Origin of the sequence: Rhizobium mulingense (assembly GCF_029194105.1) — a bacterium.
In the GTDB taxonomy this organism is placed as follows: Bacteria; Pseudomonadota; Alphaproteobacteria; order Rhizobiales; family Rhizobiaceae; genus Rhizobium; species Rhizobium mulingense.
Map to the genome: position 1 here is coordinate 149,594 of NZ_JARFVE010000005.1, position 20,917 is coordinate 170,510.

Annotated in this window: 11 protein-coding genes, 1 tRNA gene and 1 pseudogene; 5 read left to right on the forward strand and 8 right to left on the reverse strand. The window is 61.4% G+C overall.

What is annotated here, in order from left to right; genetic code table 11:
* Positions 1–47: 47 nt before the first annotated feature.
* From PYR71_RS13420 to PYR71_RS13435, 4 genes are all read right to left on the reverse strand, one after another.
* Positions 48–3,404 (reverse strand): DUF499 family protein, encoded by a 3,357-nt coding sequence (locus PYR71_RS13420; protein WP_275619708.1) that lies wholly within the window; start codon positions 3,402–3,404, stop codon positions 48–50.
* Between the two features lie 10 nt (positions 3,405–3,414).
* Positions 3,415–6,393, reverse strand: coding sequence for a DUF1156 domain-containing protein (locus PYR71_RS13425; RefSeq protein WP_275619709.1), 2,979 nt, complete (start codon positions 6,391–6,393; stop codon positions 3,415–3,417).
* Positions 6,394–6,474: 81 nt separating this feature from the next.
* Entirely contained in the window at positions 6,475–9,981 is a 3,507-nt protein-coding gene (locus PYR71_RS13430; protein WP_275619710.1) for a helicase-related protein, read from the reverse strand.
* Between the two features lie 54 nt (positions 9,982–10,035).
* Complete coding sequence (locus tag PYR71_RS13435; RefSeq protein ID WP_275619711.1) at positions 10,036–10,353, reverse strand: hypothetical protein; 318 nt, start codon at positions 10,351–10,353, stop codon at positions 10,036–10,038.
* Positions 10,354–10,398: 45 nt separating this feature from the next.
* Between PYR71_RS13435 and PYR71_RS13440 the strand changes: the two genes are divergently transcribed.
* Positions 10,399–11,019 carry a hypothetical protein gene (locus PYR71_RS13440; RefSeq protein ID WP_275619712.1) on the forward strand — a complete coding sequence of 207 codons (621 nt, stop codon included), beginning with the start codon at positions 10,399–10,401 and terminating at the stop codon, positions 11,017–11,019.
* Positions 11,020–11,132: 113 nt separating this feature from the next.
* A tRNA-Ser gene (locus PYR71_RS13445) sits at positions 11,133–11,222 on the forward strand.
* 541 nt (positions 11,223–11,763) lie between these two features.
* Here the strand turns inward: PYR71_RS13445 and PYR71_RS13450 are convergent.
* Positions 11,764–11,958, reverse strand: a complete 195-nt coding sequence (locus PYR71_RS13450; protein ID WP_275619713.1) for a hypothetical protein — start codon at positions 11,956–11,958, stop codon at positions 11,764–11,766.
* Positions 11,959–12,234: 276 nt separating this feature from the next.
* Between PYR71_RS13450 and PYR71_RS13455 the strand changes: the two genes are divergently transcribed.
* The 3 genes and pseudogenes from PYR71_RS13455 to PYR71_RS13465 all read left to right on the forward strand — a co-directional run bounded on the left by PYR71_RS13455 (position 12,235) and on the right by PYR71_RS13465 (position 17,090).
* Positions 12,235–13,677, forward strand: a complete 1,443-nt coding sequence (locus PYR71_RS13455; RefSeq protein WP_275619714.1) for a M81 family metallopeptidase — start codon at positions 12,235–12,237, stop codon at positions 13,675–13,677.
* Positions 13,678–13,724: 47 nt separating this feature from the next.
* A pseudogene (locus PYR71_RS13460) lies at positions 13,725–15,508 on the forward strand (gamma-glutamyltransferase family protein).
* Between the two features lie 250 nt (positions 15,509–15,758).
* Entirely contained in the window at positions 15,759–17,090 is a 1,332-nt protein-coding gene (locus PYR71_RS13465) for a glucoamylase family protein (protein ID WP_275619715.1), read from the forward strand.
* 2 nt (positions 17,091–17,092) lie between these two features.
* On the opposite strand, the gene PYR71_RS13470 is transcribed toward PYR71_RS13465, so the two are convergent.
* From PYR71_RS13470 to PYR71_RS13480, 3 genes are all read right to left on the reverse strand, one after another.
* A complete protein-coding gene (locus tag PYR71_RS13470; protein WP_275619716.1) occupies positions 17,093–18,130 on the reverse strand; it encodes an ABC transporter ATP-binding protein in 1,038 nt (345 codons plus the stop codon).
* Positions 18,127–19,794 (reverse strand): ABC transporter permease, encoded by a 1,668-nt coding sequence (locus PYR71_RS13475; RefSeq protein ID WP_275619717.1) that lies wholly within the window; start codon positions 19,792–19,794, stop codon positions 18,127–18,129. Before PYR71_RS13475 ends, PYR71_RS13470 begins: the two co-directional genes overlap by 4 nt.
* Before the next feature lie 63 nt (positions 19,795–19,857).
* Positions 19,858–20,880: an iron ABC transporter substrate-binding protein gene (locus PYR71_RS13480; RefSeq protein WP_275619718.1), complete on the reverse strand. Its 1,023-nt coding sequence runs from the start codon at positions 20,878–20,880 to the stop codon at positions 19,858–19,860.
* Positions 20,881–20,917: the final 37 nt, after the last annotated feature.

The following is a 20,917-nucleotide window of genomic DNA, read 5'->3' on the forward strand; positions in this document are numbered from 1 at the left end:
TGAGTTGCTCACAGAGGTGGTGAATCGAATAGTGAGGCACCTCAACGTCAATCGTCGAAGCCCGTGGACTCCGGCTTAAACTTTAACTGCCTGGCATTGTCTCGGACGACACTCACGTCGGCCTCGTCGAAGCCGTCCGCTGCCGTTGCCTCGATCTCTAGCGTCAGCTTTACCTTGGCGCCCGACGTGCGCTGTAGTTCCATGATCACCGCGTTCAGGACGGCATCGAACGACTTCACCGGGCGGACCATGTCGATCTCGACGGAGCCATAGAAGCGCCGCAGCTTCTTCGGCCCGACTGGGGCAGACGCGACAGGACTTGTGCTTTGAACGAGAGGTAGCGGCTGACCGGGTGACACGCTCGTTGCCCCTCCGGAAGTTGGCCGCAGAACAGCGGCCTCCGCGTCCTCAAGCTGTCGCCTGGCCTCGGCCTCGCGGACAATGAGGCCCGTCGAGAGATTCATGCCCGGGGGATCCTTGGCCCAGATGAGCTTGTGATACCTGCCGGTCGCGTCATCAAAGCTCTCGGCAAATCCGAACTGCGGATCGAGCTTCGCCAAGGAATCGCGGATCGCGCCCTCGAGCACTACCCGGTCCCGCAGCTTCGGCAGGTAGACATAGGAGGCGAACCAGCTGACGATTTCGGAGATCGGCAGGTGCGGCCGGTCCGCCGGCCAGATCGGCTTCAACGCTAGCCAGAGCCGCTCGGTGCCGAGCTTTTCCAGCGCGATCCCGTCCGCCTTCGCCTTGTCATAGACCATCGCCGGGATCGCCGGCCGATCGCGCGACGAGATCTGATTATGCTCGAGCTCGAAGGGCTTGCCCGGTATATCGGTTTTCACGGGATGGAGGATGTGACTCCAGGCGGCCCTCACGGCCTTTTGGGCGGAGTCACGATTTGTCTTGGCCTTGTCCCTGGCATCGGCCGATTGTGCCTGAGTCATTTGCTGCTGCAGCCGGTCATCCGAGGAGATGGATGCCCAAGCGATCGCCTTGCGCATCACGTCGCGTGCGGTGCCGAGTTGCGCTAAATCGGGCGCGACGAAGATCAGCGTGTTCCTGAACCTCCGCTGCGAGGATCGGCAGCGCGTCAGCGCATCGTCGACCGCATCGGTAGCGGGTGATTTTTCCGGGCCGCGGCCGGTGTGCGCATGCTCGGGACCAAGGATCACCAGAGAGAGCGCCTGGGCCTCGTCGATCGCAACCGGGTCGTCAGGAGCTGCGAAGACGCGATGAAAGCCGCTGGCGGCCCTCGCGTCATCGCGCAGCACGTCGGCGATCGCAGCATCGATCTCGTGGTCGGGCAACGCCCGGGCGCGATCGTCCGCAAGGCGGTTCAGCGTCGGCTGCGTTGAGAACCAATAGTGCCCCGCCTCCTCGTAGAGATAGGTGGCTCGCTCGGTGAGTTCGCGCAGCGCCTCGCCGAAGATCGCAAGTTGGTCCCCAGGTTCGGCACAGGCAAGTCGTAAGCCCTGGCCCGTCACGCCCGCGTTGGGCTGGCCGACCAGTGGCGCCGAGCAGATGAAAACCGCGCGTGCGGCACGCGTGGCTGCGCGCGCTTGAGAGATACGACGCGAGGGATTTGCCTCCATGAGGCCGGGCAAGGATCCGTCACCATCGACTTCCTTGTCGACGACGGCGCCGAAGGCGGGGTCGAGTGGATAAAGCACGCTCGCCCGCACACGCTCGTGGGCGACCGGAATGCGTGCCGGCGTGATCATCGGGTCGCGAGACTGCGCATGCCAGAGCACGCCTACGACATTGGCCATGAAGCGCAAAACGCCACGGGTGCGCTGGAATTTCGCAAGACTCGCCCAGTCCTTGGAAAGGCGGTCGAAAAGCTCCGGGTGGATGGGATAGGAGAGCCTCAGCAGTTCGAGATAACGCGCCTCTTTTACCGCAGGAGGGAACTCGACTGCATTGGATTTGTAGAGATTGTAAAAGGCCTTGACGGTTTCCTCCCGCGCCTTCTCGCCTTCGGTATCGAGCGACTGGAACAAGCGGCGGCGGATGATCTCGTAGGTCTCGTCACCGGAGGCCGGTAGCCAGGGCGATTGAACGCGACCGAAGACCACTTCCAGGCGAAGGAGGGCACGCTCGCCGCGCTCGCCGCCTGCTTCCGCCTTGCTCTCCGGCAGCGAGCCTACGATCAGTATGCCGGGCGCCATCTTTGCCGCCTCAGTGAGCGACTGGATGAAGGAGAGGAAGGCTTCGAACCGGTCGCCGTCGAGTTGTCGCGCGAACATCGTCAGTTCGTCGAGCAGGATAACGCTCGGACCGGCAAGCTTGAACACCTCGACCATCAGCTCGGAGCCTGGGCTTGTGCGCGCTGCTTCGGCGTCGGCGACGAGTCTTAAGCCGGCTTCGCCAGCAATGCGCCAGGCGATATAGCCCCATAGTGTATGGAGACGTGGTCCGTCCTTGATGTTGAGCGAGACGTCCGTGCCCTTGGATGAGCCGACGAAGACGGCGATCTTCGGCTTCGGCAGAGTGGCGACGCCGGCGCGGTCGAGGATATCGCGTATGCCGGGCAGGCTTTGCGGATCGCCACCTTCCTGCAAATGCCTTACAAGATGGAAGAGCGCGAGCATGGTGTGCGTCTTGCCGCCGCCGAATGCCGTCTGCAGGCCGATCACCGGATCGCCGCCCGAACCGCCCAGGCGTTGCACCGCGGTCATCAGCACGCGCTTCAGGCCCTCCGTGAGGAAAGTCATGCCGTAAAAGGCCGATGGCGTCGCATATCCCTCGCCGGCAAGGCCGGCATCGACGGCAAAGAGGTCGGCGGCGAACTCCGCTTCCTTGAAACGGTTGGAGATCACATCGGGATGCGGCAATGCCACCTCGATCCAGGGCTTGAGCGCACTGGTCGAAGCCTCGGGAGCTGTTAGGCCGAGTTGCGGCTGGGCCGCTGTCTCCAACACCTTGTTGACGGTCGGCGTCGCCGGGTCGACCCGGCCGGATTCGATGCCCGTATTGCGCTGCTCTGTATAGGCGGACTTTACCTTCTCGATTGTCGCTGCCGGCGCCTTGAGGATCTCGGCGAGCTGCAGCATCGCGAACAAGTAGTTTAGTGCCTCGGCGTCGCTGAGCGGCAGGTTAAGGTGCGAGGTGGCATTGCGCGCGTCGAAGGCTACGGAGACCTGATTGCGCGCCTTGTGCATGACCTTGCGGTCGAAGCAGGCGTAGAACACGTCGTTCCAGTTGTCGATGATGGTCTTGAGCAGGCCATAGGCGTCGAGCGAATCGTTGGGACCGGAGCCCGCGGCCCGGCTGGCATAGTGCAGCCAGCGTGGCCCGTGCTTCTTCTTCATGTTGGCTTCGACGAAGCCCTCGAGAACCGGTTTCAGCACGAAGTCCAGCGTATCGCGGACCCGCTTAGTGCCTTCGATGTCTGTATCCGCCATGGTCTGTCCCTCAGAGATCGAATGCGGCCTGAGCCGGTCTGGTGGTGGGCTGCGCGACGCGCGTGCCGGCATCTTCGAGATGCGGCCATTCCTGCGCAAGCTCGTTGTAGACCAGCGCCTCCTGCGACCAGCCCTTCTGGGTGGCGATCTCGAACAGGCGGTAGGCGAGCTTGCGCGCTTGGTCGCCCGCTGTCCCCATTTCCGCCACTAGTCGGCCGGCCGCCTCGGCACCACCGTCCTCGGCATTGAGCACGCGGGCAGTGTGCTGCACGCACTCCCAGATGGTGAGCGTCTTGTCGGCGGCAGGCGACCAAACTTTTGGAAGGTTTTCCCGCGTCGTCAGCGCAGTCTTACCCCTCAAGTCCTCGAACACCCCAGAGTCGAATAGAGCGTTGGTGCCAATGTTCTTGGCATTGGCGAGCGTGATTAGTTCGCCTGAGGAGCGCGTGTCGAAGCCGTAGGTCGCAAACCAGGTAAGCGCTACCTGCGTATTGGCGTCGAAGACGGCGTCGAGTTCCTGGTCGATCTCCTCCCAGACGCGGTTGATGATCGCAAGTGCAGTCTTCACTGTCATGGCGCTGTCGTCGTCCTCCAGCACCTTGGTGTGACGGGAGAAGATGCCCATACCTGGGCCAATTACGGATTGCTGCATGTCCACCGGGCCAACGCCTGCCTTGCGGATGTCGTCGATGGCGTCCGGTAGTTCGCGCCTGAGCAGGCGGATAAATTCGGCGCGGGTGATGACTGGAGCGTCTTCATTGCGCTTGCGGCAAACGAGGACGATCGAGGACGCAAGGGCATTTGTGCCGCTGCTGATCATCCGATTAGACAATTCTGTTCTTACCGGCCACGTGCCATCGACGACAAGACCGGCATCAGCAATGCCTTGCAGAAAGCTCGCCCAGCCTGCTGAGGTCACGCCATCGGCCGCGACTTCCGATTGCTTGAAGGCGTAGTAGATCGCCAGCGGTTCCGTGTGCGTCGCGGCTTTGCGCATAGCAGTCAGCGTCTCGCCCATTCCATTCATGAAGAAGGCTTCAGCCCGCTCCTTGGCAGACATCCCCGGCCAGGCGCTGAAAAGTGCAGGCGTGATTCTCGTCCATTCGGGTGGATTACTGTCATCAAACCGGTAGGGCGTAGCTACAAGTTCCTCAGCTTTCGGTGCAGCCAGACGGCGGAAGAGATCGGGCCACACGCCGGACAGCGCTCGGCGCAGCCAAACATAGAAGAAATCCGACAGGTCCGCGTAGCCGATGTTGTCGTAGTAAGGTGGGTCCGTTGAAACCACTACAGGGCGCACAGGATAATTATTCTTGGCAGCATTGATATTTCCTATGTGCCCAGGCCCCGCAACCACAAGGCTTTCAACAACCCGCATCATATTATTTATCGTGACGGTGAGTGCACCCATTCCATTACCGAGCGCGTTAGGCTCTGCGTGGTCCCACACCATCGGAATTGCCTGCCTAGTGAACAGGTGTATGGCTTGATCCATGGATGCTTTCCAAGAAACCAAGGAGTTCTGACTGTCCGCCAGCTTACTGACTGAAAGCCCGAGATAAGTCGCCACCGTATCGGCGTAGGCCTCTGCTCCGGTGCCTCCCTCTTGCAAGGGGGTCGGATCGTCGGAAAGGCTGGAGGCGTGCGCTTCAGCCAGCACACGTTGCCGTGCCTCAGCTATGAGATCAGAGAAGGTCGTCAATGCTACAAGCTGGCGTGGAGTGAAGAGGTGCCAATAGGTTCGCAGCCCGTAGGCTGAGCAGACGCCACCCGTGATCATGGCACGGGTTGGCGTGGCCGCAGAGAGGAAACTTTCGCGCGCTTCTTCAACGATATGCCACTCGTTAGCCGAACGCGCGATCACTTCGTGTTCATGTGAGGGCGTAAGATAAATCCGGCTCCGGTTTCCGTCCACCACGACCGCCATCAGCCTTCGCCCAAGTCGATCGGCCTTGCCCTCGGCTTGCACATAGGCGCGGTCTATCGCCGCTCCGGTTAGAGCACAGACAAACGCTTGGCCCTTCCCGGCCTTCGTGCCATTCTTTAGTTTCTCTTCCTCGGCCTTACTCAGCGTCCCTTTTTTCACCTGGAAGCGCCAGCCGTCCGATGCGCTGGCATCGATCACCGGCTCCACCCATGCCTTCTTTCCGTCCTTGGTGGAGAGCATGAACGACGACACTAGGGGCACCATGGCACCGTTCGCCGCCGGATCTGGCGAACGCACTGTGCGCGCCCAGAGCCAGGCAATCACCGTGGCCTCGGAACCGTCTGGCAGTCTGGCTTTAGGATAGAGATGGCCGATGCGCTTCTCAGCCTCGTCGCGAATCCACTGGCCGTAGTAGCGCACGTCCTCCGCGAGGCCTTGCGCGCCTCTCCCATTCCAGTGGCCCCGTTCCAGCTCCATGCGGGCCTTCGGATTTACCGGCGGCCGGCCGGCGAATTTCGGCGGAATTTCGACCAACGCCTTTCCGATAAGCACGGCGACCGGATTAAGATCGGAGCCGTAGGCAAGCAGGCCCAGCCGCTGCGCTTCGAGCGGAATCGATCCACCACCTGAAAAGGGATCATAGATCGGCGGCGCCTTTTCTTGCAGATAAGCTAGGATGGCCTTACCGTCGCCGTTCGCTGGCGGTTCTTCACCCAGACCCCAGGCGACCGAGCGTGCGATTTCCCAACGTGTGTCATTGAGGACACTCTCATCATTTGACGCCTCCCAGGGCACCATGCGCTCAATGACGCGATGCAAACGCCTGCGCTCGGCATCCTGCGCCTCTTCAGTCGGAAAACGTTCGGGCCAGGACGACGGATCGTCCACTAACTGCGAGAACAGCACCGCGCGGCAGGCAGCCAGCGGCCGGCGCGCCCACCAAAGGTGCAGAGTCGACGGGTGGCCATGGCGGATGGATTTTTCCCGCGCGGCGGCAGCGTTGATCGCCTCGAGTGGGATCGACACCTCGATGAGTTTTTTGCGCTGGGGTGTTGTCGTCATCTAGAACCTGTCATTCCGGGGGTGGTGAACGAATGCCGCTAGCTTTCTTGCCCTCTTGCGTGGGCCATCCGGCAATCGGCATTAGCAAGGTCTGGTGCCAATCGATAGCAAATCATTGACGTTGAACACCACGGCCGTCTCACCGAAGCCCAATTCCCTGTGGAAGAAGTGGCGGACATAGACCGGTTCACGCACGAAGCTGCCATTGATCTGCACAATCGCCAGCACGAAGGCCTCGGCCGCGTTCAAGGAAGACAGCAGCTCGTTCTTGGTCAGAATGATGTCGCGACCTTCGGCATGCCTTCCCTTGACCTCGATGAAGCGTAGGTGACCGGTCCGACCGTCGCGGCTTTCGATGTCCCAGCCCTTCTTCTCGGCCGCGACATCGCGGGGAGAATGGCCGAGCGCAAGTTCCGCCAACATCACCGCTTCCATCGCCTGCCGCTCGGATACAGCCCGCAAGTCCGGATCCTCGGCGAAACCGCTTGCGGTTACTGGAGCGGTTGCCGGCGTCCTCGCCGCGATCAGCCCTCGCGGGATCACCAGCGCGGCACCCTTCAGCACCGGCGGCAGCGCCGAGATCTGGCGCTCGTGATCGAGCTCGGTCTGGCGCTTGTGCAGTCGCTCGACCAGACGCGCGGCAGTCGCCTCAGCGTTCTGGGCATTGATGCGCTGCTCCTTGCCGGCGCGCTCTTCCTCCCGAAGCCGGGCAGCGCGCGCATCCCAGTAATTGATTTCGCGCGTGAGCCGAGCGCGCACCTCGCGGTCCACCTTGTCGATCTCGGCAATCCTGCGCTTCCTCACCTCTTCGAGGTGATGCGGCACGAGCAAAGCGATCGCATAGCCGAGCGCCTGCTTCTCGACATTGTCGGCCAGCCATGTTGCTTCCGGCACATCGGCTATCTTCGAGCGTTCCTCCTCCGTGATCGGGCGGAAATCGAGATAGGGAGCCGGGCCGCCGTCGAGCGCGATTCCATCCTCCTTAAGGAACAGGAACTGGAGGCGCTGGGAGATGACGCGCGGCTCGCCGGAGCGGCTGGCGCGCGCATCGCGGACGGCGTGCTCGAGATAGACGAGTAGACGAGGATCCTGACTGTCGTCGGCGTCGTCGACCAGCACCGAGCCCTGGCCAAGCAGCGGCTGAAACCGTTCGAGCACCAGATCCACAAGCGCTTCTAGCAGAGGATGGCCGGGTGCCACGAGTTCCGCCTGCGGCTGGCCTACGATTAGGCCCTTCTCGAAGGTGACGCGCGCGTAGCGATCTAGCACAGGGTCGGATCGTCCGATCAACCTGTCACGTTCCTTGAGGATCGAGGGCACGCGCAGGATTTCGAAGCGACCTTTCTCTCGCTCGGCAAGCCGTCCGCCGAGCATCACGAAGGCTTCCCGGAAGAAGGCGCCGATGAAATGCGGCTGCAGGCGGCGGGCAGTGGCGCGCTCCATCTGCTCGCGAATCTCGGCGACGGAGCTCGGATTCATTCCTTCCGAGGTCAGCTTCCGTTCGGCGACCAGCGTCTCGATCGCCTCGACATCGACGGCGCCGTCCACTTTGTTGAACAGCTCGGCCTTTTTCTCCGGGCGGTCGCCATATCTGATAGCCTCGACAAGCAGGTCGCGCAGCGCCTGGCCCTCGAACAGCTCGCCGAGCACGTCATAGACCTTACCACCCAGCGCCGTTCGCGCCTCCTCGAGCTTCTCGAGCAGACGGCGATAGACCTCGCCCTCGCGCGTATTGGCCGCGCACAGGTTCCAGAGATGGCAGATCTCGGTCTGGCCGATGCGGTGGATTCGGCCGAAACGCTGTTCAAGCCGGTTAGGGTTCCAAGGCAGGTCATAGTTGACCATCAGATGAGCGCCGCGCTGCAGGTTCACTCCTTCACCAGCGGCATCGTTGGCGATCATCACCCGCACACGCGGATCGGCATTGAAGGCGGCAATGGCCGCACGCCTGGCCTCACGTGCGATGCCGCCATGGATGACGACGACGGCAGACGGGTCGCCGACCAGCGCACCGATCTTCTGTTGCAGGTATTCAAGCGTGTCCTTCGGCTCGGTAAAGATCAGCACCTTGCGTCGCAGCCCGGTCGCCCGGTCGAGCATGAGGGGCTCGTCGAGGATGGACTGCAGTTCCCGCCACTTCGCGTCCTGGCCGGAGAGTTTGAGCTTAAGCGCGCGCGCCTCAAGATCCTGAAGAATGATGATCTCGGCCTCGAGCTCGGCAAGAGTGGAGGCTGCGGTGGCCTGATCGACGATCTGCTCCTCGGCTGCCTCCGCCTCTGCCCCTGACACTTCCTCGAACTCGTCGAGGTCGTAGCGCGGTAGATCCGGAGCGCTCGCCAACTGTGACGCGCCTCCCTGGCGCATCAACTTCTCCTCGCGGAGCCGCTCTTCGAGCCGCTTGCGGCGTCTTTCGAGCGAGCGATGGATGGCGGCCGGCGAGGAGGCGAGCCGCCGCTGCAGGATCTGGAGCGCGAAGCCTACGCTCGACCGGCGTTTGTCGTCGCCGGTCCGGTCGGCCCGGTTCATCTCCTCGCGCACATATGTGGTGACGGCCTGGTAGAGTTCGGCCTCGACGAGCGACAGCGCGTAGCTCGCAGTATAGGCACGGCGCTCCGGGAAGAGCGGAGTTCCGTCGAAGCGGTAGAGCTCCTCCTTGGTCAGGCGGCGCATCATGTCCGAGACATCCGCCTTGTGGACACCTTCACGGAACCGGCCCTCGAAGCGATCGGCGTCGAGCAGGCCCATGAAGAGCTGAAAGTCCGCTTCCTTGCCGTTGTGCGGGGTAGCCGACATCAGCAGGAAATTCCGCGTGCGCGAGCCTAGCAGCTTGCCGAGCTTGTGACGCTGGGTCTCCTTCACCTCGCCACCGAAATAGGACGCAGCCATGCGATGCGCTTCGTCACAGATGATGAGATCCCAGTCGGGCGCCGCTTCGAGCTTGGCCTTTAGTTCATCCGAGCGCGCAGCCATGTCCAAGCGCAGAATGAGGCGGTTTTTCTCGGTGAACGGATTTCCAGTGACCGAGGCCTCGATCTGATCCCGCGTGAGCAGATCGAAATGAAGGCCGAATTTCTCGGCCAATTCTTCTTGCCACTGCTCGACGAGGCTGCCCGGCGCCACAATGAGGCATCGCTCAAGGTCGCCGCGAATCAGCAACTCCTTGATCAACAAGCCGGCCATGACGGTCTTGCCGGCGCCGGGGTCATCGGCCAGCAAGAAGCGAAGCGGCTGACGTGGCAACATCTCGCCGTAGACGGCGGTGATCTGGTGCGGCAGCGCCTCAATCTGCGAGGCGCTGACAGCAAGATAGGGATCGAAGAGATGGGCGAGTCGGATGCGATAGGCTTCAGAGGCAAGGCGGAGAAGCTCGCCGTCAGCATCGAATGAATATGAACGCCCCGAAGTGATGAACTCAAATCCAGCGTCCTCACCTCTATAGAGAAGCCGCTCGCTAACCTTGCCATCGACCCGGAAAACTAGATTCATAGCGTCGGAACCGAAACGCGAGACTGAGATTATTTCAGCAACGCCTTCGGAGGCCAATCCTTTGATACGCGATCCTGGCTTTATTTCTTCAAAATTAGTCATCTACAACGTGGGATTAGAATTCGAGGATCTAAGCTGTCCAACACTATCACTCCTCTACTTAAGCGAGAGCCTACCTGCAAGCTGACTTTTTGGGTAGCTGTCTTTGCGGATTTCCTTAGAGAGTTTGTCGAGTCCCCGACTATGGCGTGTGTTTGCAAAGTGCGGCATGAAGAGCAGGTAAATGATGCTCGAAACAATCTCCAGCGGATTGGCGATCTCATCTGCCCAGAAGGCATTCCAGACTTGGTCGACCTTCGAGCGAATTTCACCTGTGAGCATGGCGCATCCCATTTCCAAATCATGTCTACCTGTGTTTGTAGCCAAGTGATGAACGGAGGCAACCGTCAAGTGAAGTTCAATATCCACTTGCACGGTGATGCCTCCGATGGTGAGTTATTACGAGAAGGAGATCAAAGAATGAGGAAGCCGACAAGCGTCTCGAGCCTCGCCGAATTTGGACGAGTTCGCCTATCTAAGAGCTTCTTTATGCGCGATTTTCTATTTTCCGACATCGCCTCGATCCATGGTTTCAACAATGTGCCAAACAACCCTGACCGGGCAATCGCTGCCGGGACTCGGCTGTGCGAAGAGCTATTGGAGCCATTGCAGGATGCCTTTGGGCGCCTCGCAATACGATCTGCTTTTCGCTCGGTTGAAGTGAATGGTTTCGGCAATGAAATGCAGCGAGCTGGCAAAAGCGGGTATAATTGCGCTAGTAACGAAGCGAACTATGCTGGACATATTTGGGATGAGCTTGACAACGATGGCTGTATGGGCGCCACCGCTTGCGTAATAGTGCCAAGTTTCTGGGATCGCTTCCATGCCGAAGGCGATTGGCAAAAACTAGCCTGGTGGATACATGATAACTTGCCTTATTCTTCGCTCGAGTTTTTCCCTAAATATTGGGCTTTCAACATAGGATGGCACGAAAAGCCTCTGAGACGGATCGATCATTATATTCCAAAAGGCTGTATGACAAAGCCAGGCATGGAGAACCATTCTGGATCCCATGAGCACCTATGGGCAGGAATTCTCTGAACTCCCTTCCGGCACGCTGCGGCCACATTGCCGTTGCCACGGCAATCAAATTGCCAACCTGTCATAGGCTCGTTATGAGAACGCCCGCGCCGAACAAGCGCCGACCTGACCGCGGAGAGGTGGCAGAGTGGTCGAATGCACCGCACTCGAAATGCGGCATACCTGCAAGGGTATCGTGGGTTCAAATCCCACCCTCTCCGCCATGTTTTCAAGCCTTCTCCATCATATCCAGATAACTACTCTGGAATTCCAGCAGATTGTTCAGCCGATAGCTCTTTGAAGAGAGAGCCTTGGCATGATGCACAGGTCGTCCGGCGATACGGATGAACCGCGCAGCTCTCGTCACGTTTTACCGACCTATGAATCTGTCCGGCATTGAAGGGCTTAAAAACGAGATCGAGCCGCTGCGCTTCCGACGAGCAAAACGCCTATTATCGCAAGCGGGATATTTGTCGGTCCTATCGCCTATTGTCGCCCCGCTTTAGGAGCGAACTGAAGTCTTCCCACAGGATCACCAGAGCTAGCGAGAAGCTTCCAATCGGGACCATCCACAAAAGAAGCGTTACGGGGCCACTGTTCAGGAACATGTAGGCAAAGCCCCAAACTCCCGCGATCAGTAAGCCAAGCCCCAAGATGATAGAGATGAAATTTCGCACGACTCCCCCGATGCCGCTCCAACTTTGACTTGCAAGCCTCTCATTGATTTCGCGGGATTTCAATCCGAGCCACTGCGGGAATTTGGCTTCATGCCGGCTCATAGGTTCTGATTCTTCCGAGGAAATCGGCGCGCGGCCGCAGCGCCGCCGGATCGGCGCGGCAGTTGTTGAGCGGGCCGCCATCCTGGCACGCCTTCACCATCGCCATGGCGCCGGAGCAGGCGGCGATGACCAGCGTTGCGATTTTCTGCGGATCGAGGCCATCGGCGAGCTTCGCCTTCACATCCGCTTTGAAGCTGGCAGACAGTGCTTCGGGTGGTGAGCCACTTTAACCGCTCGATTACGCATGGCGGCCTCCTTAAGAAGCCTTTCCGTAAGCTGATTCCGGTCCTGGATCCTGGCTGATACTCGAATGAATTTTGTCATTTATTGCGGTTGATCAGCTTGTTTTGCGAACTATCATCAGGATCAGAGGGCGGCGGCGCGACCGCCGAATCGCCGCCCCCCATCTTCAGTTCATCGCCCTATATTGTAATTGCTCCCACATCCGAGGTTTTCCATGCGCATCGCCGTCGGTGGCATCCATATTGAATGCAGCACTTACAATCCCGTTCTGAACGTGGAGAGTGATTTTCGCGTGTTGCGCGGGGAGGGGCTGCTGGAATCGCCCTACTTTGCCTTCCTCAGAGACTACGACGCGGAATTCATGCCGACGATCCATGCCCGCGCCATTGCCGGCGGGCCGGTTTCGCGTGCCACCTATGAGGCGTTCAAGAGCGAATTCCTCGAGCGGCTGAAACCGCTGCTGCCGCTCGACGGGCTGTATCTTGCCATGCACGGCGCCATGTATGTGGACGGCATGGAGGATGCCGAGGGCGACTGGATTGGTGCCGCCCGCGCGTTGGTCGGCGACGATTGTACGGTTTCGGCCAGCTATGACCTGCACGGCAACGTCACCCAACGCATCATTGATGCACTCGATGTCTACTCGACCTATCGGACGGCGCCGCATATCGATGTCGAGGAGACAATGCGCCGCTCGGTCTCCATGCTGGTAAGGAGTCTGAAAACAGGCGTGAAGCCGCTTGTTCTTTGGGCGCCGATCCCGGTCGTGCTGCCGGGCGAACGCACAAGCACTGTCGATGAACCGGCTCGGAGCCTCTATGCGATTCTGCCCGAAATCGATGCGATTGATGGTGTCTGGGATGCGTCGCTGATGGTCGGCTACGTCTGGGCCGACGAGCCGCGTGCTACAGCCGCCGCCATCATGACCGGTACCGATCGCGCCGTGCTCGAGCGTGAGGCCAAACGCCTCGCCCAAGCCTATTGGGATGCGCGCGAGGACTTTATCTTCGGCTGCGAGACCGGATCTGTCGAGGAATGCGTAGCGAGAGCTATTGCCAGCCCGACGGCTCCTGTCGTGCTCGCCGAATCCGGCGACAACCCGACTGGCGGCGGCGTCGGAGATCGAGCCGACGTCCTGGCCGAACTGATTTCCAGAAACGCCACCGGTGTCGTCTTTGCCGGTATTGCCGACCGCGAAGCGACCGAGGCCTGTTACGCTGCCGGCGTAGGTCGCGAGCTCGAACTCAGCGTCGGCGCCTCGCTCGATACCCAAGGCAGCAAGCCGGTCATTGGCCGTTTCATCGTCAAGTTCCTGCACGAAACGTCGGACCCTTCAGACCGTCAGGCGGTGGTCTCGCTCGGCGGCATCGATCTCGTGCTGTCGGCCAAACGGCGGCCTTATCACCATATCACCGATTTTACTCGGCTGGGCCTCGACCCGCATGCGGCCAAAATCATCGTCGTCAAATCGGGCTATCTCTCCCCGGAACTGGCCCCGATCGCCAATCCGAACCTGATGGCGCTGTCGGAGGGCGTCGTCGATCAGTTCGTCGAGCGCCTGCCACGGCTGCGCAAACAGCATCCAACCTATCCTTTCGACAAGGATTTTGCCTTCGAGCCGCAGGTCTTCCTCTCCGCGCGGTCACCGCAGGCTTAAAATTTCACCGAAGCCGGCGAGATAATTTCCCAAAAAGGATGTTCGGCATGACCGGATTTACGACCCGACCTGAAATTCTCGGCACGTTCGGCGTCGTCACGTCGACCCACTGGATCGGCTCCGCGGTCGGTATGAGCATTCTCGAAAAGGGCGGCAATGCCTTCGATGCCGCGGTCGCGACCGGCTTCGTGCTGCAGATCGTCGAGCCGCATCTCTGTGGCCCCGGCGGCGATCTGCCGGCGGTGATTTATTCCAGGAAGAAAGACAAGGTCGAGGTCATCTCAGCCCAGGGGCCTGCACCGGCGGGCGCGACGATCGAGCACTACAGGCGCGAGGGCCTAACGCTGATCCCCGGCGATGGCCTGCTTGCAACGGTCATTCCCGGCGCCTTCGACGGCTGGATGCTGATGCTGCGCGACTACGGCACGATGAGCATGCGCGAGGTGCTGGAACCGGCGATCTTTTACGCCGAACACGGCCATCCCTTGCTGCCGCGAGTCTCAGCGACCATCAAGGGACTTGCGACCTTCTTTGAAAAGGAATGGCCGACGTCCCACGAGACCTGGCTGCCGGGCGGACGTGTCCCCGAAGCGCAGGCGAATTTCCGCAATCCGGCGCTTGCCGAAACCTGGAAGCGCGTCGTTGCCGAAGCCGAGGCAAAAAGCGGTCGGGAAGAACAGGTGCAGGCGGCTCGCGACGCTTTCTATCGCGGCTTCATCGCCGAAAAGATCGACGCCTATCTGAAAACCGCCGAAGTGATGGACGCAAGCGGCAGCCGCCACAGGGGCGTTTTGACCGCCAATGACATGGCGGACTGGTCGGCGACGATCGAGGAACCGCTGACCTATGATTATCACGGCTGGACCGTCGCCAAGACCGGTCCCTGGGGCCAGGGTCCCGTCTTCCTGCAGGCGCTGTCGATCCTGAAAGATTTCGACCTCGCTGCGATGAACCCGGATGGGGCCGAGTTCGTTCATACCGTCGTCGAGGCGATGAAGCTCGCCTTCGCCGACCGCGAGGTCTATTACGGCGATCCCGGTTTTTCCGAGATCCCGTCGCGCATCTGCTGTCGGAGACCTATGCTGCCGAACGCCGCAAGCTGATCGGCGCGGACGCCTCCTTCGATCTTCGCCCCGGCATCGTTCCGGGCTTCGAGGCACAGCGTGATCTGACGATGAATATGCTCGGCGCCGATTCCAAGACCGGCGCCGTTTACGAGCCCACCATGGCGCATCTGTCCGAAAAGCGCGGCGACACCGTGCATATCGACGTGATCGATCGCGACGGCAACATGGTCTCCGTTACCCCGTCCGGCGGCTGGCTGCAGTCTTCGCCGACCGTGCCCGGCCTCGGCTTCTGCCTCAATTCCCGTGCGCAGATGTTCTGGCTGAAGCCGGGCCTGCCGACCTCGCTTGCTCCGGGGAAACGGCCGCGCACGACGCTGACGCCGTCACTCGGCCTCTATGAAGGCCGCCCGACCCTTGCCTTCGGCACGCCGGGCGGCGATCAGCAGGAGCAATGGCAGCTTTCCTTCTTCCTGCGCCATGTCAATCACAAGCTGAACCTGCAGGCGGCGATCGATCGGCCGCTCTTTCATACCGCTCATTTTCCGAGCTCCTTCTATCCGCGCACCCGCGAACCCGGCAGCCTAATGGCGGAAGAGAGCTTTGGCTCGGATGTGCTCGGCGAGCTCTCGCGGAAGGGTCACAAGCTGACGATTACCGACGCCTGGACGATCGGCCGTCTGACTGCCGCACGGCGCGATGCCGACGGGCTGCTGCGTGCCGCAGCCACCCCGCGCCTGATGCAGGCCTATGCGATCGGCCGATAGGCGACCGCGTTGCAGGGCGCCGGGAGGCAACAAGTATTGCGGGAGATAAGCTGTGCCGCCGCGGCGCGGCGCTCTCTTTTTGCTGCACCGCTTATATGACTTATGCTAGATATTATTTCACCGATAATTGTTAACGACCGATACCCGTCGTTTGTGTTCTCTTATCCTTGCGAATCAAAAAGGTTTGATTTGCCCGGGGATGGCCCTCATGTTCAACCATGGGGGCGATGCAACAGTTGGGTAGGAGCCTATGCTGCAACGGATTGAAGACATTGATGCCGCCCTGGTCGACAGGTTGCAGTATTCGGCATTCAAGTACTTCCTGAAATATTCCAATCCCAAAAATGGCCTGGTGGCGGATACCTCGATCGGCGGGGTGCCGGCGAGCATCGCGGCCGTCGGCTTTGCGCTTTCCTCCTATACCGTTGGTGTCGAACGTTGTTGGATCACCCGCAAGGAAGCGGCCGAACGCACGGTCAATACGCTGCGTTTCTTTGCCGAGGCGCGCCAGGGCGAGGAACGTCATGCGACCGGCCACCGCGGCTTCTTCTACCATTTCCTGCACATGGACACCGGCAACCGCGCCTGGAACAGCGAGCTTTCGACCATCGACACTGCTCTGCTCGTTGCCGGTATCCTGACATCAGCGCAATATTTCGATTGCCAGGACGAGACGGAGACTGAAATCCGTGAGCTTGCGACCCTCATCTACCAACGCGTCGACTGGCGCTGGGCGCTGAACAAGGGCGACACCATTTCCATGGGTTGGAAGCCCTCATCGGGCTTTCTGCGCTGGCGCTATCACGGCTTCGACGAGGCGATCATCCTTTATGCGCTGGCGCTCGCCTCGCCGTCGCATCCCATCCCGCAATCGTGCTATGACGCCTTCACTTCAAGCTATTCCTGGATGATACACGGCGAACAGCCCTATCTCTATGCAGGCCCGCTGTTCATCCATCTCTTCTCCCATGCCTGGATCGATTTCCGCGGCATCCAGGACAAGCCGATGGCGGAGCGGAACTGGGATTATTTCCGTAACACCCAGGTCGTCATCAATGTCCAGCGGGATTACGCCGAGCGCAATCCCGGCCAGTTTGTCGGCTATAACAGGAATATATGGGGCTTCTCCGCCTGCGACGGCCCGCCGCCGACCCGGCGCATGCGCGGCGGCCGCCAGCCGAAGGTTCTGGGTTATGCCGCGCGTGGCGCGCCGCTTGGCCCGGATGACGGGACGATCGCGCCGTGGGCGGCCCTTGCCTGCCTGCCCTACGATCGGCAGGCGGCCCTCGATGGCACCAAGGCGCTTCTGACCAGCTATCCGAACCTGCTCTTGGAAGGCGGCTTTCCTGGCGGCTTCAATCCGACGGTCAAGACGAAGCGGCCGGAGGGCTGGGTCGACGACCGCACCGTCGGCATCGACCAGGGTCTTCTCGTCATGACCATCGAAAATGCGCGCTCCGACTTCATCTGGAGACTGATGCGGCAGTCGCCGACCATCCGCCTTGGCCTCGAGCGCGCCGGTTTTGCCGGCGGCTGGCTGGAAGGCATCGAGCCGGAAGAACTGGTGCGCAAGGTCGGCTGATTTTACCGTTCGAATACATGCGCATTCCCTGAGATATCCAGGCGAACGAGATCGCCGCGAGAGGGAAGGCCGACGCTCGATGTCTTGATCCGGATCGGCGGCAGGGCAACGTCGTCGAGCGAAACGGCAACGGTGCAGACCGCGCCGCCGAACTCCACCTCGACGACACGTCCGCCATAGCTGCGATCGCCATCGTCGGCAACGACGCGAATCTGCTCGGGCCGCAGCATGATCTCCGCCTTGCCCTGACGATTGCCCTCGACGGCGACGCGACCGAGGGCGCAGTCGGCCAGCCCGTTCCGGATGATGGCGGGAAGCAGTACGGCATCGCCGAGGAACAGCGCCGTCTCGCGATCCCTGGGATGCAGATATAATGATTGTGGCGATCCGGCCTGGATCAGCCGCCCCTCTCTCAAGACCGCCACCTGATCGGCGAAGCTCAGCGCTTCTTCCTGATCGTGCGTTACCAGAACGGCGGTAATGTCGGCCGCTTGCAGCACGCGCGCCACAACCTTGCGCATGTTTTCACGCAAGCCGGTATCGAGCGCCGAGAACGGCTCGTCGAGCAGCATCAGCCGCGGCTTACGGCCGAGCGCGCGGGCGAGCGCTACGCGCTGCTGCTGGCCGCCGGAAAGCTGGTGCGGGCGCCGCGCCAGCATGCCGCGATCGAGCTCGACCATGTCGAGCAGATCGACGATGCGCTTCTCGCGATCCGCGGCCCCTTTCTCGAAACCGAAGCCGATATTCTCGGCGACGCTCAGATGCGGAAACAGCGCTCCGTCCTGCGAGACGATGCCGATGCCGCGCTTGTGGGCCGGAACCGCGGCCGGACCGTCTGCCAGCACATCGCCATCCAGGGTCACCCTGCCGGTGTCGGCCTGCTCGAAACCGGCAATGATGCGCAGCAGCGTCGTTTTGCCCGAGCCGGACGGCCCGACGACTGCGGTGCGGCTGCCCGCCTGCACTTCGAGCGAAATATCCTTCAGCGCCTGGACCGGGCCGTAACGCTTGCTGATGTTCTCGATCGTAAGCAGCGTCATTGGCCGGCGGTCCGTTTCGATTGCGTATAGAGAGTCAGGGTGAGCGGTAGCGACAGCACGACCATCATGAAGGCGTAGGGGGCGGCGGAGACATAATCGATTTCGCTGGTCAGCGACCAGAATTTCGTCGCCAGCGTATCGACGCCATTGGGCGAAAGCATCAGCGTCGCCGTGAGTTCATTGGTGATGCCCAGTGCGGCGAGCGCCACGCTGGCGGCGGCTCCGGGCGCTGCAAGCCGCATGGTGATCTGCCGCACCGCCTGGCCAGGCGTGCGGCCGAGGCCCATCGCGGCGCGCTCCAGTTCCACCGGCGCCTGGGCGATGCTGGTGCGAAGCCCGACCATGGCGCGCGGCAGAAAAAGCATCACATAGGCAACGAGCAGGGTTGCGAAGGTCTGATAGAGCGGCAGCATCAGGCGCACGGTGATCGTCACCAGCGCCAGCGCCACGACGACACCCGGCAGCGAGCCGACATAATAGTGGCAGGCTTCGAGCAGGCGCTGCAAGCGACCGGGTGCACGCACGGACAGCCACGCCATCGGGGCTGCGGCAATCGTCGCGAGCACGCCGCCGGCAAGGGCGAGCACGATCGTCTGCACGAAGGCGCTGGCGACCTCGATACGCCAGATCTCGCCGCCGCCGAGATAGAGCCAGCGGCCAAGCGTCACCAGCGGCACGCCAAGCGTCAGCACCGCCAGGACGACGGGCAGCGAGATGGCCGGTACCATGAACCGGCCGAGACGCCGGCGGTCGGCCGGACGCGGTGAGCCGGCGCCGACGCGGGCATAACGTTCGTTGCCGCGCAGCAGCACTTCGAGGCCAAGCAGGAAAAGACAGCAGGCGACGAGCACGCCGCCGAGCATGTTGGAGGCCGGACTGTTGTAGGAAGACTGAAACTGGTCGACGATCGCGGTCGCGAAAGTGTCGAAGCGGATCATGACGAACAGGCCGTATTCCGAAAGCAGGTGCAGGGCGATCAGCAGCGAGCCGCCGCAGATGGCGAATCTCAGTTGCGGCAGCACGGCACGGAAGAAGACACGCCAGGGATTGAGGCCGAGCGAGGCGGCGGCATCCTCGATGGCCGGATCGAGACGGCGCAAGGCTGCGGCGACCGGCAGATAGAGGAAGGGGTAATAGGCGATCACCGAAACGAAGACGCCGCTCTGCAGGCCGCGCATGCCGGGAATGAGGCTGACCCAGGCATAGCTGTGCACGAAGGCCGGCACGGCGAGCGGCGCGATTGCCAGCCAGGCCCAAAGCCTTGGGAAAGGAACATCCGTCCGCTCGGTCAGCCAGGCGAGCGTCACGGCCAGCGCGACCGACAGGGGAATGGTGAGTGATTCCAGCAGCACCGTATTGATGAGGAGGTCGCCGACGCGCGAGCGGAAGACGAGCGCCTGCACGGTCTCCCAGCCGACATCATAGGTGATCCAGCCGATGAAGCCGAGCGGCACGAGACTGAACAGCGCGACCACGGTCGCGAGGAGCACGACGGAGGCGTGCGGCATGCGCGCGCGCGGCAAAACCATTCGCATAGTCCCCGGCGCGGCCGGCGCCTCGGCACCGGATGCGAGCAATCTGTTGTCCTGCAGCAAGGCCGATGCCTTCACACGCTGAAAAAGGAAGGCAACCGCCTGTGAAGGACGGTTGCCGGATTTCGTCATGCCCTAAGGTTTTCTTGAGCCAAAAGCAATAGTTTTGGCGGCTGCAAGCCTGCGGCAGAAGTGTCAGATAAGGCCGGCGGCGGTCATCAGCTCCACCACCTTCTTGCTATCAAGCGTCGAAGCCTCGACTTTCGGCGCGTTGAGATCGGCGAGCGGCGTCAGCTTGCTGTTGGAGGCTGCGTCCTTGCCGACGGCATATTCATAGGACGTGCCGTCCTTCAGAACCGCCTGGCCCGCCTTGCCGGTGATGAACTTCAGGAAAGCCTGAGCTTCCTTCATGTGCTGCGTGGACTTCAGGACACCGCCGCCGGAAACGCTGACGAAAGCGCCCGGATCCTGGTTCTTGAAGTAGTGCATGCCGACATTCTTGCTGTTCTCGCCGGTTTTGGCCTGATCGCCGAACCAATAATAGTGATAGATGACCGCGCCTTCGACTTCGCCTGCATTGACCGCCTTCATAGCGACGCTGTTGCCCTTGTAGGGGGTGGCATTGTCCTTGAGGCCCTTCAGCCATGCCTTGGTGGCGTCTTCGCCCTTCAGCTGCAGCAGCGCGGCGACGATAGCCTGGAAGTCGGCGCCGGCCGGGGCTGCACCCCAGCGGCCCTTCCAGGCGGGATCGGCAAGATCGAGCAGCGACTTCGGCAGCTTGTCCTCGCTGAGCTTGGTCTTGTCATAGGCAAAGACCGTCGTGCGGGCGGCAATGCCGGTCCACATGCCATCGGCCGGGCGATACTGCTCCGGGACCTGATCCAGTGTATCCTTTTCGACCGGGGCGAAGAGGCCGGCGCCGTCGACCAGCGTCATGGCCGGCGAATTCTCTGTGAGAAATACGTCAGCCGGAGAGGCGTCGCCTTCCTGGATGATCTGGTTGGCGAACTGCATGTCGCCGCCCTGACGCATGGTGACCTTGATGCCGGTCTCTTTGGTGAATGCTTCGATCCACTCGCGGCCAAGGCTTTCATGCTGGGCATTGTAGACGACGAGACCTGCGTCCTGCGCATGGGCGCTGCCGGCGAACGCGGTGGCGGAGAGAAGCGAGGCGGCAAGCGCAAACGCGTGGGAAAAGAGATTAAGTTTAATTGTCAAGATGGCCTCCGTGGCGATGTTACCCGAGCTCCCAAGG

Coding starts and splice junctions, on each gene's coding strand:
- PYR71_RS13470 (WP_275619716.1), bottom strand. CDS start 18,130: ATGACGCTGCTTACGATCGAGAACATCAGCAAGCGTTACGGCCCGGTC.
- PYR71_RS13430 (WP_275619710.1), bottom strand. CDS start 9,981: ATGACTAATTTTGAAGAAATAAAGCCAGGATCGCGTATCAAAGGATTG.
- PYR71_RS13455 (WP_275619714.1), top strand. CDS start 12,235: ATGCGCATCGCCGTCGGTGGCATCCATATTGAATGCAGCACTTACAAT.
- PYR71_RS13475 (WP_275619717.1), bottom strand. CDS start 19,794: ATGACGAAATCCGGCAACCGTCCTTCACAGGCGGTTGCCTTCCTTTTT.
- PYR71_RS13465 (WP_275619715.1), top strand. CDS start 15,759: ATGCTGCAACGGATTGAAGACATTGATGCCGCCCTGGTCGACAGGTTG.
- PYR71_RS13440 (WP_275619712.1), top strand. CDS start 10,399: ATGAGGAAGCCGACAAGCGTCTCGAGCCTCGCCGAATTTGGACGAGTT.
- PYR71_RS13425 (WP_275619709.1), bottom strand. CDS start 6,393: ATGACGACAACACCCCAGCGCAAAAAACTCATCGAGGTGTCGATCCCA.
- PYR71_RS13420 (WP_275619708.1), bottom strand. CDS start 3,404: ATGGCGGATACAGACATCGAAGGCACTAAGCGGGTCCGCGATACGCTG.